Source organism: Enterobacter sp. kpr-6 (genome assembly GCF_900116015.1).
In the GTDB taxonomy this organism is placed as follows: domain Bacteria; phylum Pseudomonadota; class Gammaproteobacteria; order Enterobacterales; family Enterobacteriaceae; genus Enterobacter_D.
The window spans coordinates 231,584-251,666 of record NZ_FOYH01000006.1; the positions used below are offsets into that span (position 1 = coordinate 231,584).

12 protein-coding genes are annotated in these 20,083 nt (G+C 58.9%); 9 read left to right on the forward strand and 3 right to left on the reverse strand.

The window, feature by feature from the left end:
- Nucleotides 1–6: 6 nt before the first annotated feature.
- Genes BM373_RS15660 through BM373_RS15670 form a run of 3 tightly spaced genes read left to right on the forward strand, consistent with a single transcriptional unit; the run spans nucleotide 7 to nucleotide 5,477 of the window.
- Entirely contained in the window at nucleotides 7–3,990 is a 3,984-nt protein-coding gene (locus BM373_RS15660) for a cellulose biosynthesis protein BcsC (RefSeq protein WP_090463196.1), read from the forward strand.
- Between the two features lie 3 nt (nucleotides 3,991–3,993).
- Nucleotides 3,994–4,473 (forward strand): cellulose biosynthesis protein BcsD, encoded by a 480-nt coding sequence (gene bcsD / locus BM373_RS15665; RefSeq protein ID WP_090463199.1) that lies wholly within the window; start codon nucleotides 3,994–3,996, stop codon nucleotides 4,471–4,473.
- An 8-nt stretch (nucleotides 4,474–4,481) separates the two neighbouring features.
- Nucleotides 4,482–5,477, forward strand: coding sequence for a family 8 glycosyl hydrolase (locus BM373_RS15670; RefSeq protein WP_090463202.1), 996 nt, complete (start codon nucleotides 4,482–4,484; stop codon nucleotides 5,475–5,477).
- A gap of 303 nt (nucleotides 5,478–5,780) precedes the next feature.
- On the opposite strand, the gene bcsG is transcribed toward BM373_RS15670, so the two are convergent.
- From bcsG to bcsE, 3 genes are read right to left on the reverse strand one after another with little or no spacing between them, the layout of a single operon-like run.
- Entirely contained in the window at nucleotides 5,781–7,460 is a 1,680-nt protein-coding gene (gene bcsG, locus BM373_RS15675; protein WP_090463204.1) for a cellulose biosynthesis protein BcsG, read from the reverse strand.
- Nucleotides 7,453–7,650 carry a cellulose biosynthesis protein BcsF gene (gene bcsF / locus BM373_RS15680; RefSeq protein WP_090463207.1) on the reverse strand — a complete coding sequence of 66 codons (198 nt, stop codon included), beginning with the start codon at nucleotides 7,648–7,650 and terminating at the stop codon, nucleotides 7,453–7,455. The genes bcsG and bcsF overlap by 8 nt, the downstream gene beginning before the upstream one ends.
- Nucleotides 7,647–9,206 carry a cellulose biosynthesis c-di-GMP-binding protein BcsE gene (gene bcsE, locus BM373_RS15685; RefSeq protein WP_090463210.1) on the reverse strand — a complete coding sequence of 520 codons (1,560 nt, stop codon included), beginning with the start codon at nucleotides 9,204–9,206 and terminating at the stop codon, nucleotides 7,647–7,649. The genes bcsF and bcsE overlap by 4 nt, the downstream gene beginning before the upstream one ends.
- A gap of 171 nt (nucleotides 9,207–9,377) precedes the next feature.
- Between bcsE and bcsR the strand changes: the two genes are divergently transcribed.
- Genes bcsR through bcsC form a run of 6 tightly spaced genes read left to right on the forward strand, consistent with a single transcriptional unit; the run spans nucleotide 9,378 to nucleotide 19,998 of the window.
- The gene (gene bcsR, locus BM373_RS15690) at nucleotides 9,378–9,566 is read left to right on the forward strand and encodes a cellulose biosynthesis protein BcsR (RefSeq protein WP_090463214.1); all 189 of its coding nucleotides are present in this window, start codon (nucleotides 9,378–9,380) and stop codon (nucleotides 9,564–9,566) included.
- An 11-nt stretch (nucleotides 9,567–9,577) separates the two neighbouring features.
- On the forward strand, nucleotides 9,578–10,327 hold the full coding sequence (gene bcsQ / locus BM373_RS15695; protein ID WP_090463217.1) for a cellulose biosynthesis protein BcsQ: 750 nt from the start codon (nucleotides 9,578–9,580) through the stop codon (nucleotides 10,325–10,327).
- Nucleotides 10,324–12,942, forward strand: coding sequence for a UDP-forming cellulose synthase catalytic subunit (gene bcsA / locus BM373_RS15700; RefSeq protein ID WP_090463219.1), 2,619 nt, complete (start codon nucleotides 10,324–10,326; stop codon nucleotides 12,940–12,942). Before bcsQ ends, bcsA begins: the two co-directional genes overlap by 4 nt.
- 10 nt (nucleotides 12,943–12,952) lie before the next feature.
- Entirely contained in the window at nucleotides 12,953–15,379 is a 2,427-nt protein-coding gene (gene bcsB, locus BM373_RS15705) for a cellulose biosynthesis cyclic di-GMP-binding regulatory protein BcsB (protein ID WP_090463222.1), read from the forward strand.
- A gap of 6 nt (nucleotides 15,380–15,385) precedes the next feature.
- Nucleotides 15,386–16,483 carry a cellulose synthase complex periplasmic endoglucanase BcsZ gene (gene bcsZ / locus BM373_RS15710; RefSeq protein WP_090463225.1) on the forward strand — a complete coding sequence of 366 codons (1,098 nt, stop codon included), beginning with the start codon at nucleotides 15,386–15,388 and terminating at the stop codon, nucleotides 16,481–16,483.
- On the forward strand, nucleotides 16,471–19,998 hold the full coding sequence (gene bcsC, locus BM373_RS15715) for a cellulose synthase complex outer membrane protein BcsC (protein ID WP_090463228.1): 3,528 nt from the start codon (nucleotides 16,471–16,473) through the stop codon (nucleotides 19,996–19,998). Before bcsZ ends, bcsC begins: the two co-directional genes overlap by 13 nt.
- Nucleotides 19,999–20,083 lie beyond the last annotated feature (85 nt).

Sequence of the window (20,083 nt, forward strand, 5' to 3'; positions counted from 1 at the left end):
ACAAGAATGACCATAAAAACGACCCGTAAATTATCCACCCTTTGTCTTTCAGGCGCGCTGGCGCTGGGGACCGCAGGGATGGCGCAGGCCGCGCAAAATGACGCGGTGCTGAAGGCGTTATTTGACCAGGCGAATTACTGGCACGAAAAGTCCCATGACGACCTGGCAAATGAATCGCTGAAAAAAGTGCTGATGGTGGATGCCAACAACACTCAGGCGCTGTATCTGATGGCGCTCTGGGCGCAGCAGAACGGTGACCTGAAGGCGGCGGCGCAGTGGCGCACCCGTCTGGCGGCGGTGTCGCCGGACGATGCCGGGCTACAGGCGCTGGATAACGCCAAACAGCTCGCTCAGGTGCCGCAGGGCCAGTTATCGCTCGCCCGCCAGCAGGCGCGCAGCGGTAACGTACCGGCAGCGTTGTCCACCTGGCGCAGCATGTTCAGCGGCGATACCCCGCCGCCGAGCCTCGCGCCGGAATACTATCTGACCATGGCCAGCGACAAGGCGATGTACCCGCAGGCGCTGAGCGAGATCCAGCGCTTTGTCGCGCAGAACCCGCAGAATAATGCCGCCCGCGTGGCGCTCGGCAAAATGCTCACCTGGCGTGAAGAGACGCGCCGGGAAGGGATCGCGCAACTGGAGCCGATGGCGAGCGGCAACAAAGAGGCCGATGAAGGGCTGCGTCAGGCGCTGCTGTGGCTTGGCCCGCAGCCCGGTGACGAACAGCTTTACGACAACTACCTGCAACGTCATCCGAAAGACGCCGACATGCAGGCGTACTACCGCAAAAATGTCGGTGGTGCAGCGAAAGGCGAGGGCTACACCGCGCTTAACAGCGGCGACACCGGCAACGCTAAACGCCAGTTTGAACAGGTGCTGCAAACCAACCCGGAAGACGCCGATGCGCTGGCCGGGCTGGGTTACATCGCCCAGCGTAACGGTGATTACCAGGCGGCGGCGCAGTACCTGAACCGCGCGGCAAGCCAGGGCGGTGACGCCTCTGCTGAACGTAAAGCGCAGGCCGACGACGCCGCGTTTTACGGTCAGCTGGCCCAGGCGCAACAGGCGCTGAAAGAGGGCAACGTCAGCCAGGCGCTGGCGCTCTCGGCCCCGCTGGTGCAGCAAAGCGGCGAGCGGGGGACGGCGGCGAAGCTGTTCCGCGCCGACGTGCTGCGTCATAACAAAGATTTCCCGCAGGCGGAGCAGACGCTGCGCGACGTGTTAAGCGATCAGCCGCAAAACGCCGCCGCGCGTGAAAACCTCTACTACGTTCTGCGCGATCAGAACAAAGCCGAAGAAGCGCAAACCGTGCTGCGCACGCTGCCCGCCAGCCTTCAGGCGAAGCTGCAGCCGCGCGTGGTCACCGGACTGCCGGGCGATCCGATTCGTCGTCAGGCGCAACAACTGGCGGCGGCGGGCAACACCCCGCAGGCGATTGCCGTGCTGCGACAGGGCGTGTCGCGCCTGCCGGACGATCCCTGGCTGCGTCTCGATTTAGCGCGTCTGCTGCAAAAAAATGGCAACGATATGGAAGCCAGCAACGTCATCGCCCCGGCGTCACGACCGGGCGCGGGCGCAAGCTCGCTGTACGCGGCGGCGCTGTTTGCCAGCGAAAACGGCGCATGGCAGCAGTCGCAAACCCTGCTGTCGCGCATTTCTCCCGCCACGCAAAACGGGCAGATGCGCGATCTGGCGAAACGGGTTAATTACAACCTGCAACTCTCCACCGCCGAGCGCTATCTGGCGCAGGGCAATACCCTGGCGGCTGCCAACACCCTGAAGACCCTCACCGGCGAGCCGCCAAAAAATCCGGCGGACGCGGGCAAGCTGGCAAAACTGCTGGCGGCGAGCGGCGACATGACCAGCGCGGTAGCACTGGTGCGTGAAAGTATGGGTGCAGGCGTGCAGGGTAACGCGGGCGACTATGCCGATCAGGTGACGGTGCTGAATAAAGCCGGGCTGAACGCGGAAGCGCAAACCTTCCTGTCGAACCCGGAGCTTCAGGCGCGCAGCACGCCCACGCAACTGGCAGGCATGCGCAATGGTTACGTGATCAACGAAGCCGACCGCCTGCGCGAGCAGGGTAACTACGCGGCGGCCTACGACAAACTGATCCGTGCGCTGCAAAGCGATCCGCAAAACACCGACCTGATGTTCGCCATGGGGCGTCTCTATCAGACCGGCAAAATGAACAAAGAAGCGGGCGTGGTGTATGACTACCTGATGACCCGCGACAACGATAATCAGGATGCGCGCGTCGGGGCGATTGACGTGGCGCTCGCTGAGAATAACGTCGATAAAGCCCAGTCGCTGGCCAGCGGTTTACGGGCGGATAACTCGGCGGATCGTTACCTCCTGCTGGCGCGTCTGGAAGAGGCGAAAGGTAATCACCAGCAGGCGATGACCTATCTGCGCAGCGCGCGCGGCAAGCTGGTGGGACTGGAATCCACCAACAGTGCCGCCACGCCGACCATCGGCGGTGTGCTGGTGGCGGACAATCCGTTTATACGCACCAGCAAAACAACGCAGCTTGCCTCCACTTCTGCTTACGGCGATACGCTGCCGTGGCAGGTGGCGCAGGTCGCTCGCGAACCGGGCAGTACGCTGCCGGGCACCACGCGCACCGATCTGCCGATGGAAACCACCCAGGCGCGCGCCCTGCGTCAGGTGGATGAAATGATGCAGGATCTGGAGCAGAAAACCGGCATGTGGTTGCAGGGCGGGGTGGAAGTGCGCGGGCGCGATGGCGAATCCGGCACCAGTAAGCTGACCGAAGCCAAAGCGCCGCTCACCTGGTCCAGTTCGCCGTTTGGCGAGTCGCGGTTTGAATTCACCGCCACGCCGGTCACCCTGAGCGCGGGCAGTGCGTCCGGCGATACCTGGCGTCGCTACGGTACTAACCCGATTGATAACGCGATCAGCAACATTGCCTCGTCGATTGAAAATACCGTTAACTCCAGCGATCCGACGGCGGCTGACTTTACCGATTTGCAGGGCTACAACGCCAAAAACCTCTCCCCGCTGACCGACATCGGGCAGGCGAACCTCAGCCGACTGTATGAATCAGGCGACCTGAAAGCGTTGGGCGTGTCGAACTTTAAATCAAGCCTCGACAATAAAATCAGCTCGTCCACCGAATCGCAAAAAGCGAACGGTGTGGAACTGGCGATGGCGTTAAGCGGCGAGAGCTACAGGCTTGATATCGGTACCACGCCGCTGGGCGAGGATTTGAGTACGCTGGTGGGCGGGGTGCAATGGTCACCGAAACTGACCGATTATCTGAGGCTGATCCTCAAAGGCGAGCGCCGCGCCGTTACCGACAGCCTGCTCTCCTACGTGGGCATGAAGGATGCGTACTCCGGTAAGACCTGGGGACGCGTCACGAAAAACGGCGGCAGCGCGCAGATCGGCTACGACGATGGCGATGCGGGCTTCTACGTGGGCGGCGGTGGCTACAGCTACCTCGGTGAAAATGTCGCCAGCAACACCAGCATCAATGCCAGCGCCGGGGTCTATCTGCGTCCGTTCCACGACGAATACCGTCAGTTGCAGACCGGGCTTAACATGAGCTGGATGGATTTCTCGAAAAACCTCAGTTACTACACCTACGGCCAGGGCGGTTATTTCAGCCCGCAGAACTACGTCAGCGTGTCGTTGCCGGTGGATTTAACCCAGAAAATCGACAACTGGAAGTTAAGCCTCGGCGGGTCGGTGGGCTACCAGTCTTACACCCAGGATAGTAGCGACTACTTCCCGACCGACAGAGGCGCGCAGGACATGCTTCATGAACTGCATGAACTGGGCTATGCCCGCGAGTACCGCTACAAAGGCGGTTCTGAAAGCGGCGTCGGCTATACCATGCGCGCGGGCGTTGACTACGACGTCAATAAAAACATGACGATAGGTGGAAAAGTGGGTTACGACACCTTCGGCAACTATAACGAAAGCACCGCCGGACTCTATTTCCGCTATATGTTGGGAGAAAAATAAATCATGACACCAGACAGCCAAAATTCCACGCTGAATGCGTATTTTCAGCAGCAGCAAACGCCGCCGGGCTGGTTCGATCTCCTGACCACCATGGTGGACGGTATGGTGCGCAATGTGGGCCAGGTTGAAAGTCAGCCGTTCCTGCGCCAGATGGGGGAAGCGCTGGCGCAACAGTACCCGCTGCCGCCGTCAGAAACGGTGGGGGAACTGGAAGCGAATATCAATGCGCAACTCGGGCAGTTCAACTGGGGATTTATCGATCTGGACGCCAGCGAAACGGGATTATCCCTTCGCCATCAGGCATTGCCGGTCAGCCGCGATGACGAGCAGCAAACCCGCTGGTGTCATGCGTTTTGTGCAATACTTGAGGGTCTTTACGCTGGCTGGCTGCAAGGTCAGGGCGGCGAAGCGCACGTCGTATTACAACGTGAACGCCTGTTTTCGCTGACAGACGTTCAGTTCCGCTACCACAATCCACAATGAGTCGAACTATGGTTAAGCGCGTATTTGCCGCAATCGTCATGATGGTGAGTGTTTTATCTGCGTCTTTCGCCCACGCGAGTACCGCGTGGGAGATCTATAAATCCCGCTTTTTGATGCCGGATGGTCGCATCGTCGATACCGGCAATAACAATGTTTCGCATACCGAGGGCCAGGGCTACGCCATGCTGATGGCGGTTGCCAGTAACGATCGGGAAAGTTTCGATAAAATCTGGGGCTGGACGGATAAGACCCTGAAGGATCAGAAAACCGGGCTTTATTTCTGGCGCTATAACCCGGTGCTGCCTGACCCGATCGCGGACAAAAATAACGCCTCTGACGGCGACGCGCTGATTGCCTGGGCGCTGCTGAAAGCCGATGCCCGCTGGCACGATGCGCGCTACAGCCGCGCGTCCGATGCCATCACCCAGGCGCTGCTTGCGCGCACGGTAATTAATTTTGCCGGCTACCGCGTGATGCTGCCGGGCGCGAAGGGGTTTAACCTCAACAGCTATGTGAATCTGAACCCGTCCTATTTCATCTTTCCGGCGTGGCAGGATTTCGCCGAGCGCAGCCATCTGGTGGCCTGGCGTGAGCTGATCCGCGATGCCAACACGCTGACCGGGAAAATGGGCTGGGGCAAGGCGAATCTGCCGGCCGACTGGGTGGCGTTAAGCGCCGATGGCAAGATGCAGCCCGCGAAAGAGTGGCCTCCGCGCGTGAGCTACGATGCGATCCGCATTCCGCTGTACATCGCCTGGGAGGACCCGAACAGCCCGCTGCTGACGCCGTGGCGCACCTGGTGGCAGACGTTCAGCCGCGACCGCACGCCTGCGTGGGTGAACCTCACGACGAATGAAAACGCGCCGTATAACATGAACGAAGGGTTGCTGGCGGTAAGGGATTTGACGCTGGGCGTGAAGCACGGCGAACCGCAGATTACGGCGCAGGATGATTATTATTCGGCGAGTCTGAAGATGCTGGTGTGGCTGGCGGAGCAGGGTTAAGAGGCTTTTTTCACCCTCACCCCGACCCTCTCCCTGAGGGAGAGGGAGAACACCGGACCCTCACCCCGACCCTCTCCCTGAGGGAGAGGGGGAACACCGGACCCTCACCCCGACCCTCTCCCTGAGGGAGAGGGGGGAACACCGGACCCTCACCCCGACCCTCTCCCTGGGGGAGAGGGGGGAACACCGGACCCTCACCCTAACCCTCTCCCTGAGGGAGAGGGGACAAATCGAGCGCGGACTTGCCCTTCTCCCTCTCCCTAAGGGAGAGGGCCGGGGTGAGGGTGACCTGCCCCCTCAAAATCACTGCGGATACGGCACCCAGTCCCCGCCATTCAACCGCACATACGGTTTATCCTGGTACTGAATCACCACCGCGTTAGCGTTCTCCGACACCGCGCCAGTCTGCGGCAGGCTGCTGGTCAGCTGATCCCAGTTCACGCTGTCTTCCACAAACAACTTCCCGTCCACCGCGCGTGCCACCAGTTCTGACACCGCCAGATAGCTGCTGGGCTGATCGATAATAATCGGTGCGCCCTGATGCGGGGTCTTCATGCCGAAGAATTTAATCCCTGCCGGAACGTTGGTGATCGACGGGCTTGGGATATCGCGCAGGCCGGAGACCTGCATTTTATCGCCCTGCAATGCGCCGCCGTGTTCCGGCACCATCACCACCATCACCTTACGCCCCGATTTTTCCAGTTGGGTAAAGAAGGCGTCCAGTTCATCAAACAGCTTCTGGGCGCGCACTTTGTAATCCGCCGTTTTGCTCACGCCTGGGAAGTGGTTACCGTCGTGCAGAGGCAGCAGGTTAAAGAAGGTGGCGGTGCGCTGGTTGTTTTTACCTTCTTCCGACTCCATCCAGCGGTTCAGCACCGCGGTGTCGTCGTAAACCGGGGAACCATCAAAGGAGAGCAGCGCGGTTGGCAGTCCGGCCTGATTCATCAGCGGTGCCTGCATCCCGCCGTTTTCGCGCACTTCTTTCAGGAAGCCGCCGAAGACGCCGTTATGGTCGAGCATAAATTGCTGCGAGAAACCGAGCTTCGCCAGGTTATCGAACAGGTAGCACTGGTTGCCCGCCTGTTGATAGAGATTTTTATGCGATGGCTGACCGCAGCTTGCGCGCAGCAGGCGGATCGCTGCCGGGCCGCTGTAGGAGGTCGCGGAGTTGAATTTTTTAAACTGAATATCAAAGTGTGACCACAGCGGGTGCGACATCAGCCCGGCGGCGTCTACGTCAGCCCATGAGAGGGAGCAGATGTTGACCACCAGCAATTCAAACGGCTGCGAGTCGGCGGGTAGCGCATCCGGGAAACGCGTCTGGCGCTTGTCTTCCGCCGCGTAAAAACTCGACAGCCAGGCATCAAGATTAGCGGTGGTCGGCGGCGCAGTTTGTGCAGGGATGTCGCCTACCACCGGTTTGTCCGCGGCCGTCGCTACGGTCGCTGCCGCGTTGCCGCCAGTCGTGGTCACGGTCGAGGTGGGCTGTCCGGCAGGCCAGAGCGAGAAAGAAGGGCCGGTCAGGGTGATGACGTTCAGCCAGATCATGATGGCGACCACGAACACCGTTACGCGGATCCACTGCGACAAAAACATCCACGCCACCAGCAGGACGAAAATCGCGCCAATCATCTGCCAGTTAATAAAACGTGTAACCAGATCCAATAAATAATCGGCGCTGAATCCGGCGACCTGCGATCCCTGACTCAGCATACTTTGCGGGCCGGGCAGCCAGGTGTCATGCCAGAAGAGGGCAAAGCCCACCGGGATGGCAATCCAGTGGCGCAAACGGTGCAGGCTTAATTTCGGCAGCGGCATCAGCAAAAAGGCCATAAACACCAGGTTTTGCAGCGCATGGAAATTGAGATAGCCCGCCCACAGCAAACCGAACTTCACTAAGAAATAGAAGTTCCAGCCAGAAAGCCCACGCCAGTACTGCCAGAGCGGAGAGGGCGCAGAAGTGGTAAACGTTTGATTAGTCATTTTTTCGGTCTGCCTTGACGATCGTGGCCCGGCGCAATGTGCCGACGGGTTTAACGTAGCGCGGTTTAACAAACATCAGCCGCAAAACGGTTCTGATGCGACGCCAGGAATGGCGCGTGGCGTAACCCAGCGGGAAAAATATCAGCGCACAAAGCACTATCAGTTGGATGATATCGCCGATCGTCATCATAACGTGGGCTCCCCGGCTTCACTGAACAGCCGGTAAGGTTGTGGAATGCGTCGCCAGCCGTGGCCATCGTGCTCGGCATTCAGTACCGGGTTCGGGCCGTCGATGACCGGCAGCGGTTTACCCCATTTTTCAGGCACCAGCGCGCGCATCTGCACCAGTTCGGCCGCAATTTGATTATCTTCAAACCAGATCATCCGGTTAGAGAAGATGTCGGCGGTCGGTAACGGGAAGATGTGATTGAGCGCGGTATCCAGATCGTTAACCCGGCAGAAAGAGAGGAACAGCACCAGGCGGTTATCGCCGATGGTCATAATATCGCCCACGCGATTGGGGCGGCAGAGCGTTAACGCCTGCTCCACGCGGATGCCCGGCACCGGACGCAGCGCGACCAGCACGCCTTTGCCATCCGGCGGCAGAAGGGTGTTGTTCATCATATTGCCTACCGCATCGCAGAAGATATCCCAGGTCTGATATCCCCGCAGCTTCAGCGGCTGCGTCATGTTAAGCAGCATGGAAATGTCTTCCGGGACGTGGCGGTTAAATTGCTGGCCCTGCACGCTTTCAATCAGCGTCAGGCAGCGGGAGAGCGGGGCGTTCCACGGGATCACCATATTGGCCCCGCAGCCCAAAAGTAAACGTTCGTCGGTGGCGCGCAGGCTGGCGTTGTTTTCCCGCACGATGATTTTCAGTGCGCTACCCCGCTGGCGTCTGAGCGTATGAATTTGCCGCGCCATATTATCGATCTGGTTATTTTGGGTGAGCGAGAAGATGATCGTCGCCGCCTGCGTGGTGCGCGCTTCTTCAAACAGGGTTTCGTTGTTTTCAAACAGCGTCCAGTGTTCGGAGAGGGCAGGCGCGCCTTCCAGCACCATGACGTTACTCAGAATGCGCTTCTCGTCGCTACGCGGCTGCACCGAGGCTTCTTCCTGCTGCGCGAGCTGCCAGCCGTTCTGGTGCGGCTCCAGTTTAAGCTGCTGGCGCGCGCTGACGCCTTTTTCATTGCACCAGAAAGCCACGTCATAGATATGCGCATCAGTCTGGTTTCGCAGGCTGGCAAGGCCGTCGAGCGAGCGGTATTCCGTCATTAAAAAGGAGAACTGTTTATCATTATTTGCAGAGGGGTTTATCACCAGCATCGTGCAGTGGTGATATTTAGACCATGAATATATTTCATTAATCCATTTTCGCAAACGATCGTTGGATATATTTTGCCAGCTATTGCTGTCGCAAAGAATAATGAATAAGTAGTGATGAGGATCAACTGAACAGAGTAGATCCTGGGTGAGGGAGTGTAGCCCACTCTGATAGTTTCGCATTAAAAACAAGCGGATTTTATCCGGGCCGTGATGATCGTCTAATTTAATCATTTCGTGAGGATCGCGACCCATGCTGATCACAGAAACTTTGCTTTCTTTATGCTGTGAGGCAATGGTTTGGTTCACCAGGTCAATTGCATCCTGTTCGCGGTCGGCATTTATCCACCATACACCGCCCGCTGGCATATGCCGCAATTCATCCCATAATGACTGGATGCCAATTGAAAATATGGGGTCCATGGTGTCCCTCTTGAGCAAATTTGTCTGTACATCAGTTTACTAGCGAAAGCGAAGAAATAAACCTAACATTGAAATTAAAGAACATCAGATTTAGCATGTAAATGCATTTTCTTCGGCAGGACGCTGACAACGCCTTACTCTATGTTTTTTATTCAAAGGGATGCGTTCATAATGAATAACAATGAACCCACAAATCAGAAAGATTCGACTCTGAATTATTCCTGGCAAAATGATTTTGCCGCGCTGAGCAGGGTGTTTTCATTGCCAGAAATAGATTACACCGATATTTCCCAACGTGAACAGTTGGCTGCTGCGATTAAACGCTGGCCGCTGTTGGCTGAATTTGCCCGTCAACAATAAGGGAGCCATGAATGGCCATTCTGGGACTGCAAGGCGTACGCGGCGGTGTGGGTACCACATCGGTGACAGCGGCGCTGGCCTGGTCATTACAATTGCTCGGCGAAACAGTGCTGGTGCTGGACGCCTGCCCTGACAATTTATTGCGCTTGTCCTACAACATCGATTTTGACCAGCCCGATGGCTGGGCGCGTGCGTTGCTCGACGGGCGTGACTGGCGCGATGCGGGCCAGCGTTATACCTCACAGCTTGATGTACTGCCATTTGGTCAGCTCACGGCGGGCGAGGCTGAAAACATTCATTTACTCTACGATTCGCTCCACGCGCTTGAGTCCATTCTGCAAACCCTGAGAAGCCAGACGCACTATAAATGGATTCTGGTGGATATCCCCCACGGGCATTCGCCCCTGGCGCGTATGATCCTCGAACACTGCGACAGCACGCTGGTGATTGTTAAACCGGATACCAACTGTCATGTGCGTCTGCATCAGCAGGCGTTACCCGCCGGCTCGCATATTCTGATTAATGACCTGCGCATTGGCAGCCAGTTGCAGGATGATTTATATCAGGTGTGGCTGCAAAGCCAGCGCCGCCTGTTGCCGATGGTGATCCACCGCGATGAAGCGATGGTTGAGTGCCTGGCGGCGAAACAGCCGCTCGGTGAATATCGCAGCGATTCGCTGGCGGCAGAAGAGATGATGACCCTCGCCAACTGGTGCCTGCTGCATGCCACCGGGTCACCCGTTCCCCGGAGTGACGCATGAGCCGCCTTTCCGCCTGGTTTTTGATCCCACCGGTGAGCGCCCGTCTGAGCGAGCGCTACCAGCTTTATCGCAGCCACGGTGCACCGGCGTTTAGCGCCGCGCTCGGCTGCCTGTGGGTGATCCTCGCCTGGCTGTTTATTCCCCTTGAACATCCCCGCTGGCAGGCGATCCGCGCACGGCACCACGAACTGTATCCGCATATCCGCGCCGAACGTCCGCGTCCGCTCGATCCTGCGCGCTATTTTCTCCAGACGCTGTGGCTGTTAGTCACGCCGTCCTGGAACAGCACTACCGCCCCGCGCAAACGCCGCAAATCCGGTATTGGCGCAATGATCAAACGCTACCATAACTGGCTGGACGCGCTCCCGTTGCGTTTCAGCGCCAGGACCGGCCATCTCGACAATCACAAAGAGCTGGCCCACCTGACGCCTGGCCTGCGGCGTCTCATCCTCGGCGTGATCGTGGTTTTCTCACTGATCCTCGCCGTGCTCTGTATTACGCAGCCGTTTAACCCGCTGTCGCAGTTTATCTTCCTGATGCTGTTGTGGGGCGTGGCGCTGCTGGTGCGCCGCATTCCGGGGCGTTTTTCCGCGCTGATGCTGATCGTGCTGTCGCTGACCGTTTCCTGCCGCTACATCTGGTGGCGCTACACCTCGACGCTGAACTGGAACGATCCGGTCAGCCTGGTGTGCGGGCTGGTGCTGCTGTTTGCGGAAACCTACGCGTGGGTGGTGCTGGTATTAGGCTACTTCCAGGTGGTGTGGCCGCTCAACCGCCAGCCGGTACCGCTGCCAAAAGATATGTCGCAATGGCCGAGCGTGGATATCTTCGTTCCGACCTACAACGAAGATTTGAACGTGGTGAAGAACACCATTTACGCCTCGCTGGGTATCGACTGGCCGAAGGATAAACTCACCATCTGGATCCTTGATGACGGCGGGCGGGAGACGTTCCGCCAGTTTGCCGAAACGGTCGGCGTGAAGTACATCGCGCGCACCACGCATGAACACGCGAAAGCCGGGAACATCAACAACGCACTCAAATATGCGAAGGGCGAGTTTGTGTCGATTTTCGACTGCGACCACGTGCCCACGCGCTCGTTTTTGCAGATGACTATGGGCTGGTTCCTGAAGGAAAAAGAGCTGGCGATGATGCAGACGCCGCACCACTTTTTCTCCCCCGATCCCTTTGAGCGCAACCTGGGGCGTTTTCGTAAAACGCCGAACGAAGGCACGCTGTTCTACGGGCTGGTGCAGGACGGGAATGACATGTGGGATGCCACCTTCTTCTGCGGCTCCTGTGCGGTGATCCGCCGTGGCCCGCTGGATCAGATTGGCGGTATCGCGGTGGAAACGGTCACCGAAGATGCGCACACCTCGCTGCGCCTGCACCGTCTGGGCTACAGCTCGGCGTATATGCGCATTCCGCAGGCGGCGGGGCTGGCGACGGAGAGCCTGTCGGCGCACATCGGTCAGCGTATCCGCTGGGCGCGCGGCATGGTGCAAATTTTCCGTCTCGATAACCCGCTGTTTGGCAAAGGGCTGAAGCTGGCGCAGCGGCTGTGTTACGTCAACGCCATGTTCCACTTCCTGTCGGGCATTCCCCGGCTGGTGTTCCTCACCGCGCCGCTGGCGTTTTTGCTGCTCCATGCCTACATCATTTACGCCCCGGCGTTAATGATCGCGCTGTTCGTGCTGCCGCATATGATCCACGCCAGCCTGACCAACTCCAAAATCCAGGGCAAATACCGCCATTCGTTCTGGAGTGAAATCTATGAAACCGTGCTGGCGTGGTACATTGCGCCGCCAACGATGGTCGCGCTGTTTGCGCCGCACAAAGGGAAATTTAACGTTACTGCCAAGGGCGGGCTGGTGAAGGAAGAGTATGTGGACTGGGTGATTTCCCGGCCCTATATCTTCCTCGTGCTGCTGAATATTGTCGGGATTCTGGTCGGCATCTGGCGCTATTTCTACGGGCCGGAAAACGAAATCTTAACCGTCTTCGTCAGTATCACCTGGGTGTTCTACAACCTGATTGTCCTCGGCGGGGCCGTGGCGGTATCGGTCGAAAGTAAACAGGTGCGCCGCGCGCACCGCGTTGAAATCTCCATGCCTGCGGCCATTGCCCGCGAAGATGGTCATCTCTTTTCCTGCACGGTGCATGACTTCTCTGACGGCGGGATGGGGATCAAAATTAACGGGCAGTCGCAGGTGCTGGAAGGGCAAAAAGTCAGTCTGCTGCTCAAGCGCGGCCAACAGGAATACGCTTTCCCGGCGCAGGTGGTGCGCGTCTCCGGCAATGAAATTGGTCTGCAACTGATGCCGCTGACCACGAAGCAACATATTGATTTTGTACAGTGTACGTTTGCCCGCGCCGATACCTGGGCGCTCTGGCAGGACAGCTTCCCGGAAGATAAACCGCTGGAAAGTCTGATGGATATTCTCAAGCTCGGTTTCCGTGGCTATCGCCACCTTGCAGAATTTGCCCCTCCGTCAGTGAAAATGATTTTCCGGTTACTCACTTCACTGGTCTCATGGATTGTGTCGTTCATTCCGCGCCGCCCCGAGCGGGGCGTGGTGATACCCACATCGGATCCGGTTATGGCTCAACAATGATGATAATGCGATGAAAAGAAAACTTTCCTGGATGTGTGCAGTGGCAGTGGGAATGAGCGCTTTCCCGATGGCGTTAGCCCTGGCGGCTCCCGCCAATCCAGCGGCAACCGCCGCGCCGACGGTGCCTGCGGTGGCACCCGCGACGCAGCCCGTCGCGACGCCTGCCCCGACGCAGCCGGAATCCCTCACGCCTGAGGTGCCGCGTGAAGGGCAAGCGCTGCCTGCCACCACTTCGCCGCAGGTCGGGCGGGTGATGCCAGGCGTGACCGGTGCAGATGCGCCCATCGTCGCAGAAAATGCGCCATCGCGTGATGTTAAGCTCTCTTTTGCACAGATCGCGCCGCCGCCGGGCAGCATGGTATTGCGCGGTGTGAACCCGAATGGCGGCATCGAATTTGGTATGCGCAGCGATGAAGTGGTGTCGAATGCCATGCTCAATCTGGAATACACCCCGTCGCCGTCGCTGCTGCCGGTGCAGTCGCAACTGAAGGTCTATCTCAACGATGAACTGATGGGCGTGCTGCCGGTGACCAAAGAACAACTGGGTAAGAAAACCCAGGCGCAGGTGCCGATCGATCCGCTCTATATCACCGACTTTAACCGCGTGCGGCTGGAGTTTGTCGGGCATTACCGCGACGTGTGCGAGAACCCGGCGAGCAGCACCCTGTGGATGGATGTGGGGCGTAACAGTTCGCTGTCGATGACCTACCAGAAACTGTCGGTGCAAAACGACCTGTCACACTTCCCGGTGCCCTTCTTCGATCCGCGTGATAACCGTTCGCTGACGCTGCCGATGGTCTTTGCCGGTGCACCTGCACTGGGCCAGCAACAGGCGGCGAGTATCATCGCCTCCTGGTTCGGCTCCCGTACCGGCTGGCGCGGGCAGAGTTTCCCGGTGCAGTACGACGGCCTGCCGGACAGCAACGCCATTGTGTTTGCCACCAATGATAAGCGTCCCGCTTTCCTGCGTGACGCGCCAGCGGTAGACGCGCCAACGATTTTCATGATGAATCACCCGAATAACCCGTACGTCAAACTGCTGGTGGTCATGGGGCGTGACGACAAAGACCTGTTGCAGGCGGCAAAAGGCATCGCTCAGGGTAGCGTGCTGTTCCGTGGCGACCGGGTGGTCGTCAATGAAGTTAAGCCCCTGCTGGCGCGCAAACCTTACGATGCGCCGAACTGGGTGCGCACCGATCGCGCCATCAGCTTTGCCGAACTGAAAACCTACGAGGAGCAGTTGCAGGCGACCGGTCTGCAACCGGCGTCCATCAACGTGTCGATGAATCTGCCGCCGGATCTCTATTTGCTGCGCAGTAACGGCATTGATATGAACCTCAATTACCGCTATACCGCGCCGCCGACGAAAGACAGCTCGCGGATGGATATCAGCCTGAACAATCAGTTCCTGCAATCCTTTAGCCTGACCAGTAGCCAGGACACCAACCGTCTGCTGCTGCGTCTGCCGGTATTGCAGGGGCTGCTGGACGGTAAAACGGACGTGACGATCCCGGCGCTGAAACTGGGAGCGATAAACCAACTGCGTTTTGACTTCCAGTACATGAACCCGATGCCGGGCGGCACTGTTGAAAACTGTATCACCTTCCAGCCGGTGCAAAACCGCGTGGTGATCGGTGATGACTCAACCATTGATTTCTCGGCCTATCACCACTTTATCGCCATGCCGGATCTGCGCGCCTTTGCCAACGCGGGCTTCCCGTTCAGCCGAATGGCCGATCTCTCCGAAACGCTTGTTGTGCTGCCCGCGCAGCCGACCACCGGCCAGCTCACCACGCTGCTGGATGCCATGGGTAGCGTAGGGGCGCAAACCGGTTTACCGGCGGTGAACGTCAGTCTGAGCAACGACGGCAGCCAGCTTAAGGGTAAAGACGCCGATATCATGATCATCGGCACCATCCCGGATGCGCTGAAAGACGATAAGCGCATTGAATTGCTGGTGCAGGCCACCGAAAGCTGGGTCAAAACCCCGCAGCGCCAGACCGCGTTCCCGGCGATTGTGCCGGACATGAACGACCGTCAGGCTGAAACGCAAACGGCGGTGACCTCCAGCGGCCCGATGGCGGCGGTGGTTGGCTTCCAGTCGCCGTACTACGAGCAACGCAGCGTGATTGCGCTGCTGGCAGACAGCCCGCGTGGGTATGAACTGCTTAATCAGGCGATGAACGACAGCGGCAAGCGCGCCGCAATGTATGGCTCGGTCAGCGTGATCCGTGAGTCAGGCGTGAACGGCCTGCGGGTCGGGGACGTTTACTACGTGGGTCATCTGCCATGGTTTGAGCGCATCTGGTACGCGCTCTCTAACCACCCGATCCTGCTGGCGGTACTGGCGGCGGTGAGCGTCGTGCTGCTGGCCTGGGTACTGTGGCGTCTGCTGCGGATTATCAGCCGTCGTCGTCTCGATGTGGATCATGAGTAAACGGCGATGAACAGGCTGCGTGCTCTGCTGTTAATGACCCTGATGCTGGCGGCGAACAGTTTTGCCGCCTGCACCTGGCCTGCGTGGACGCAGTTCAAAAAGGACTACGTGAGCACGGGCGGGCGGGTGATCGATCCGGGTGATGCCCGCAGCATCACCACCTCGGAAGGCCAGAGCTACGCGCTGTTTTTTGCCCTCGCCGCCAACGACCGCGCGGGCTTTGCGCAGATTTTAAACTGGACGCAGAATAACCTTGCCGAAGGCGATCTGAGTGCGCATCTCCCCGCCTGGCTGTGGGGAAAAAAGAACGAGGATGCGTGGACGGTGCTCGACACCAACTCCGCGTCCGACGCTGATGTCTGGATCGCCTGGTCGCTGCTGGAAGCCGGGCGCTTATGGAAAGAGCCGGGTTATACCACTACGGGCCGGGCGCTGTTAAAGCGCATCGTGGCTGAGGAAGTGGTGAACGTGCCGGGATTAGGATCAATGCTGTTGCCTGGTAAAGTCGGCTTTGCGGAGGAAGAAACCTGGCGTTTTAATCCGAGCTACCTGCCACCGCAACTGGCGCATTACTTCACCCGCTTTGGCGCACCCTGGTCCACCCTGCGTGAAACAAATTTCCGCCTGTTAATGGAAACCGCGCCGAAGGGCTTTTCCCCGGACTGGGTCCGTTATCAAAAAGACAAAGGCTGGCAGTTACAGCCGGAAAAAACGCTGATCAGCGGCTACGATGCCATTCGCGTCTATCTGTGGGCGGGCATGATGCACGACAGCGATCCGCAAAAAGCGCGCCTGCTGACGCGCTTCAAACCGATGGCCGCCATCACCACCAAAAACGGCGTACCACCAGAAAACGTCGATGTGGCGACCGGAAAAGCGGACGGGACGGGCGCGACCGGTTTTTCTGCCGCCATGCTGCCTTTTTTACAAAATCGTGATGCCCAGGCCGTATTACGCCAGCGCGTTGCCGATAACCCTCCTGGCAGCAATGCCTATTACAGTTCAATGCTGACCCTCTTCGGACAGGGATGGGATCAGCATCGTTTTCGTTTCACCTCACGGGGTGAGTTACAACCTGACTGGGGCCAGGCATGCGCAAGTTAACGCTACGTTTCATCACCTTATCGCTTGGCATCTCAATGATGCCCTTTGTGCATGCCGCGCCCACCGCTCAGCAGCAGTTACTGGAACAGGTGCGACTGGGTGAAGCCACCAAACGTGAAGATCTGGTGCGCCAGTCGCTGTACCGGCTGGAACTGATCGATCCGGCAAATCCCGATGTGATTGCCGCCCGTTTTCGCTATTTGCTGCGTCAGGGCGATACCGCAGGCGCGCAAAAGCAGCTCGACCGTCTGAAAGAACTGGCCCCGGATTCCCGCGCCCTGCGTGAATCGAACGGTGTGATGACGCTCTCCACCCCGGAAGGGCGTAAGGCGTTACAGGAAGCGCGTTTGCAGGCCACCACCGGTCACACTCAGGAGGCGATTGCCGCCTACGACAAACTGTTTGCGGGCAACCCGCCGTCGGGCGAGATCGGCCCCGAATACTGGGTGCTGGTGGCGAAAGTCCCGGCGCGCCGCAACGAGGCGATTAACCAGCTTAAAGCGATTAACGCCCAAAGCCCCGGCAACGGGCAGCTACAAAATTCGCTGGCGCAACTGCTGTTTGCCAGCGATCGCGATGATGAAGGGTACGCGGTGCTCACCCAGATGGCGAAATCCAGCACCAGTCGCGATGCCGCTGCCGCCATCTGGTATCAGCAAATCAAAGACCTGCCCGTCAGCGACGCCAGCGTGCAGGCGCTCCAGCGTTTTCTCGCCCAGTTTAGCGAAGGCGATCCGGTGGACATGGCGCGTGAGCAACTTGCCACTCAGCAGAAACAGCTTGCCGATCCGACATTTCGCGCACGTTCGCAGGGACTGGCTGCCGTTGATGCCGGGCAGGGCACGCAGGCGATCAGCGCACTGCAACAGGCAGTGAGCGCCGATGAAAAAGACGGTGAAGCCACAGGCGCGCTGGGCCAGGCGTATTCACAAAAAGGCGACCGGGCGCGTGCCGTGGCGAATCTGCAAAAAGCCATTGAGCTTGCGCCGACCAGCAGCAACCGCAGCAAATGGGACAGCCTGCTGCAAACCAACCGCTACTGGCTGTTGATCCAGCAGGGCGATGCAGCATTAAAAGCGAAAAACCCGGCGCAGGCGACGCGGCTGTATCAGCAGGCGCGCAGTGTGGATAACACCGACAGCTACGCGGTGCTGGGCCTGGGTGACGCGGCGCTGGCGGCGAACAATACGCCTGCGGCGGAGCGCTATTACTTCCAGGCAATGCGGATGGACAGCGACAACACCAACGCGGTGCGCGGGCTGGCGAATATTTATCGTGCGCAGTCCCCTGAACGCGCCGAAGCCTTTATTTCATCGCTCTCCCGCAGCCAGCGGCGCAGCATTGATGATATTGAACGCAGTCTGTCAGCCGATCGTTTAGCGCAGCAGGCGGAGCAGGCAGAAAACCGGGGCGACTGGACGCAGGCGGCAGAGTTGCAGCGCCGCCGTCTGGCGCTCGATCCGGGCAGCGTGTGGATCACTTACCGGCTGGCGAACGATTTACGCAGCGCCGGGCAGCGGGCGCAGGCCGATGCGCAAATGCGCAACCTGGCCGCACAAAAGCCGAACGATCCTGAGCAGGTGTATGCCTACGGTCTGTACCTGTCGGATAACGAAGATCAGGGCCGCGCGGCGCTGGCGCATATTAATACGCTACCGCGCAGCCAGTGGACCCCCAATATTCAGGAGCTCTCCGATCGCCTGCAACGCAACCAGGTGATGGCGACGGCTAATCAGCTACGCGACAGCGGTAAAGAGCGCGAAGCCGAGGACTATTTAAAACAGCAGCCGGCATCCACGGCTATTACGCTGACGCTGGCAGACTGGGCGCAGCAGCGTGGCGATAATACCGCCGCCAGAGCGGGCTATCAGTCCGTGCTGGCAAGCGATCCGCAGAATCAGGACGCCCGTTTGAGCCTGGCGGAAGTGGCGCTGGCGCAGAATGATCCGATGGAAGCCCGCACGCAACTGGCAAAAATGCAGGCGACAAACACAGGCGAACCGCTCTCACTGAACGCGCAGCGCCGGACCGCGCTGGTGCAGGCTCAGCTTGGCGATCGTCAACTGGCGCAGCAGACGTTCGATAAACTGGTGCCGCTCGCTAAATCACAGCCGCCGTCGCAGGATACCGCGCTGGTATTGCGCGATGCCGCGCGCGTTCATCGTGATTCAGGCGAACCGCAGCAGGCGCTGGAAGGCTACAAAGATGCGATGGTGGCGGCGGGGGTAACCCTGGCGCGGCCTGCGGATAACGACACCTTTACCCGTCTCACCCGCAACGATGAGAAAGATGACTGGCTTAAACGCAGCGTGCGCAACGATGCCGCCGATCTCTATCGCCAGCAGGATGTTAACGTCACCCTGGAGCATGACTATGGCCGCTCCGATGGCACCGGCGGTTATTCCGATCTCAAAATGCACACCACCATGCTTCAGGCCGATGCGCCGCTGGCCGACGGGCGGATGTTCTTCCGTACCGACGTGGTGGACATGGATGCCGGTAGTTTCAGCCGCAATAGAAATGGCAACTACGATCCGAACTGGGGAACCTGTGGCGAGCTGAGTTGCGACACTATCGATAAACATCAGCGCGATAGCGGGGCCAGCATCGCCATCGGCTGGCGCAACGATACCTGGGATATGGATATCGGCACCACGCCGATGGGCTTTGAGGTGGTGGATGTGGTCGGCGGGCTGAGCTACAGCAGCGATCTGGGGCCGATTGGTTACACCCTGAACGTGCATCGCCGTCCGATCTCCAGTTCTTTACTGGCCTTTGGCGGGCAGAAAGACACGAAGGGCTGGCGCTACGATCCCGATGACGATGACAACAATCGTGGCGGTACCGGTAAAACCTGGGGCGGCGTGCGGGCAAGCGGCGGTGGCGTCAGCATGAGCTACGATCGCGGTGAAGCGCACGGCGTATGGTCGAGCCTGAACGCCGACACGCTGACCGGGAAAAATGTCGCCGACAACTGGCGCGTGCGCTGGATGACCGGTTACTACTACAAACTGATCAACAAGAATAACGAGCGCATGACGGTCGGCCTGAACAACATGATCTGGCACTACGACAAAGACCTCAGCGGTTATTCACTCGGTCAGGGCGGCTATTACAGCCCGCAGGAGTATGTCTCATTCGCGGTGCCGATCACCTGGCGCAAACGCACCGAAAACTGGTCGTGGGAGCTGGGCGCATCGGGGTCCTGGTCACACTCGCGTACCCAGGAGCGGCTCACCTATCCTGAGTTAAGTCTGATTCCCCCCGTTTATCGCCCGGACGCGCGGCTGCAAAGTGATTCCGGCGGCAGCAGTCAGGGCTTCGGTTATACCGCCCAGGCCGTCGTCGAGCGGCGTATTTCATCAAACTGGTCAATCGGTGCTGGAGTTGACATTCAGCAGGCGAAAGATTACACCCCCAGCCATGGAATGATTTTTGTCCGCTATTCTGCAGCGGGCTGGCAGGGCGATATGAACATGCCACCGCAGCCGTTGATGCCTTACGCAGACTGGTAAATACCCGTCATACTTCAAATTGCATGTGCGTTGGCTGCGCTCACTCACCCCAGTCACATAGTTATCTATGCTCCTGGGGATTCGT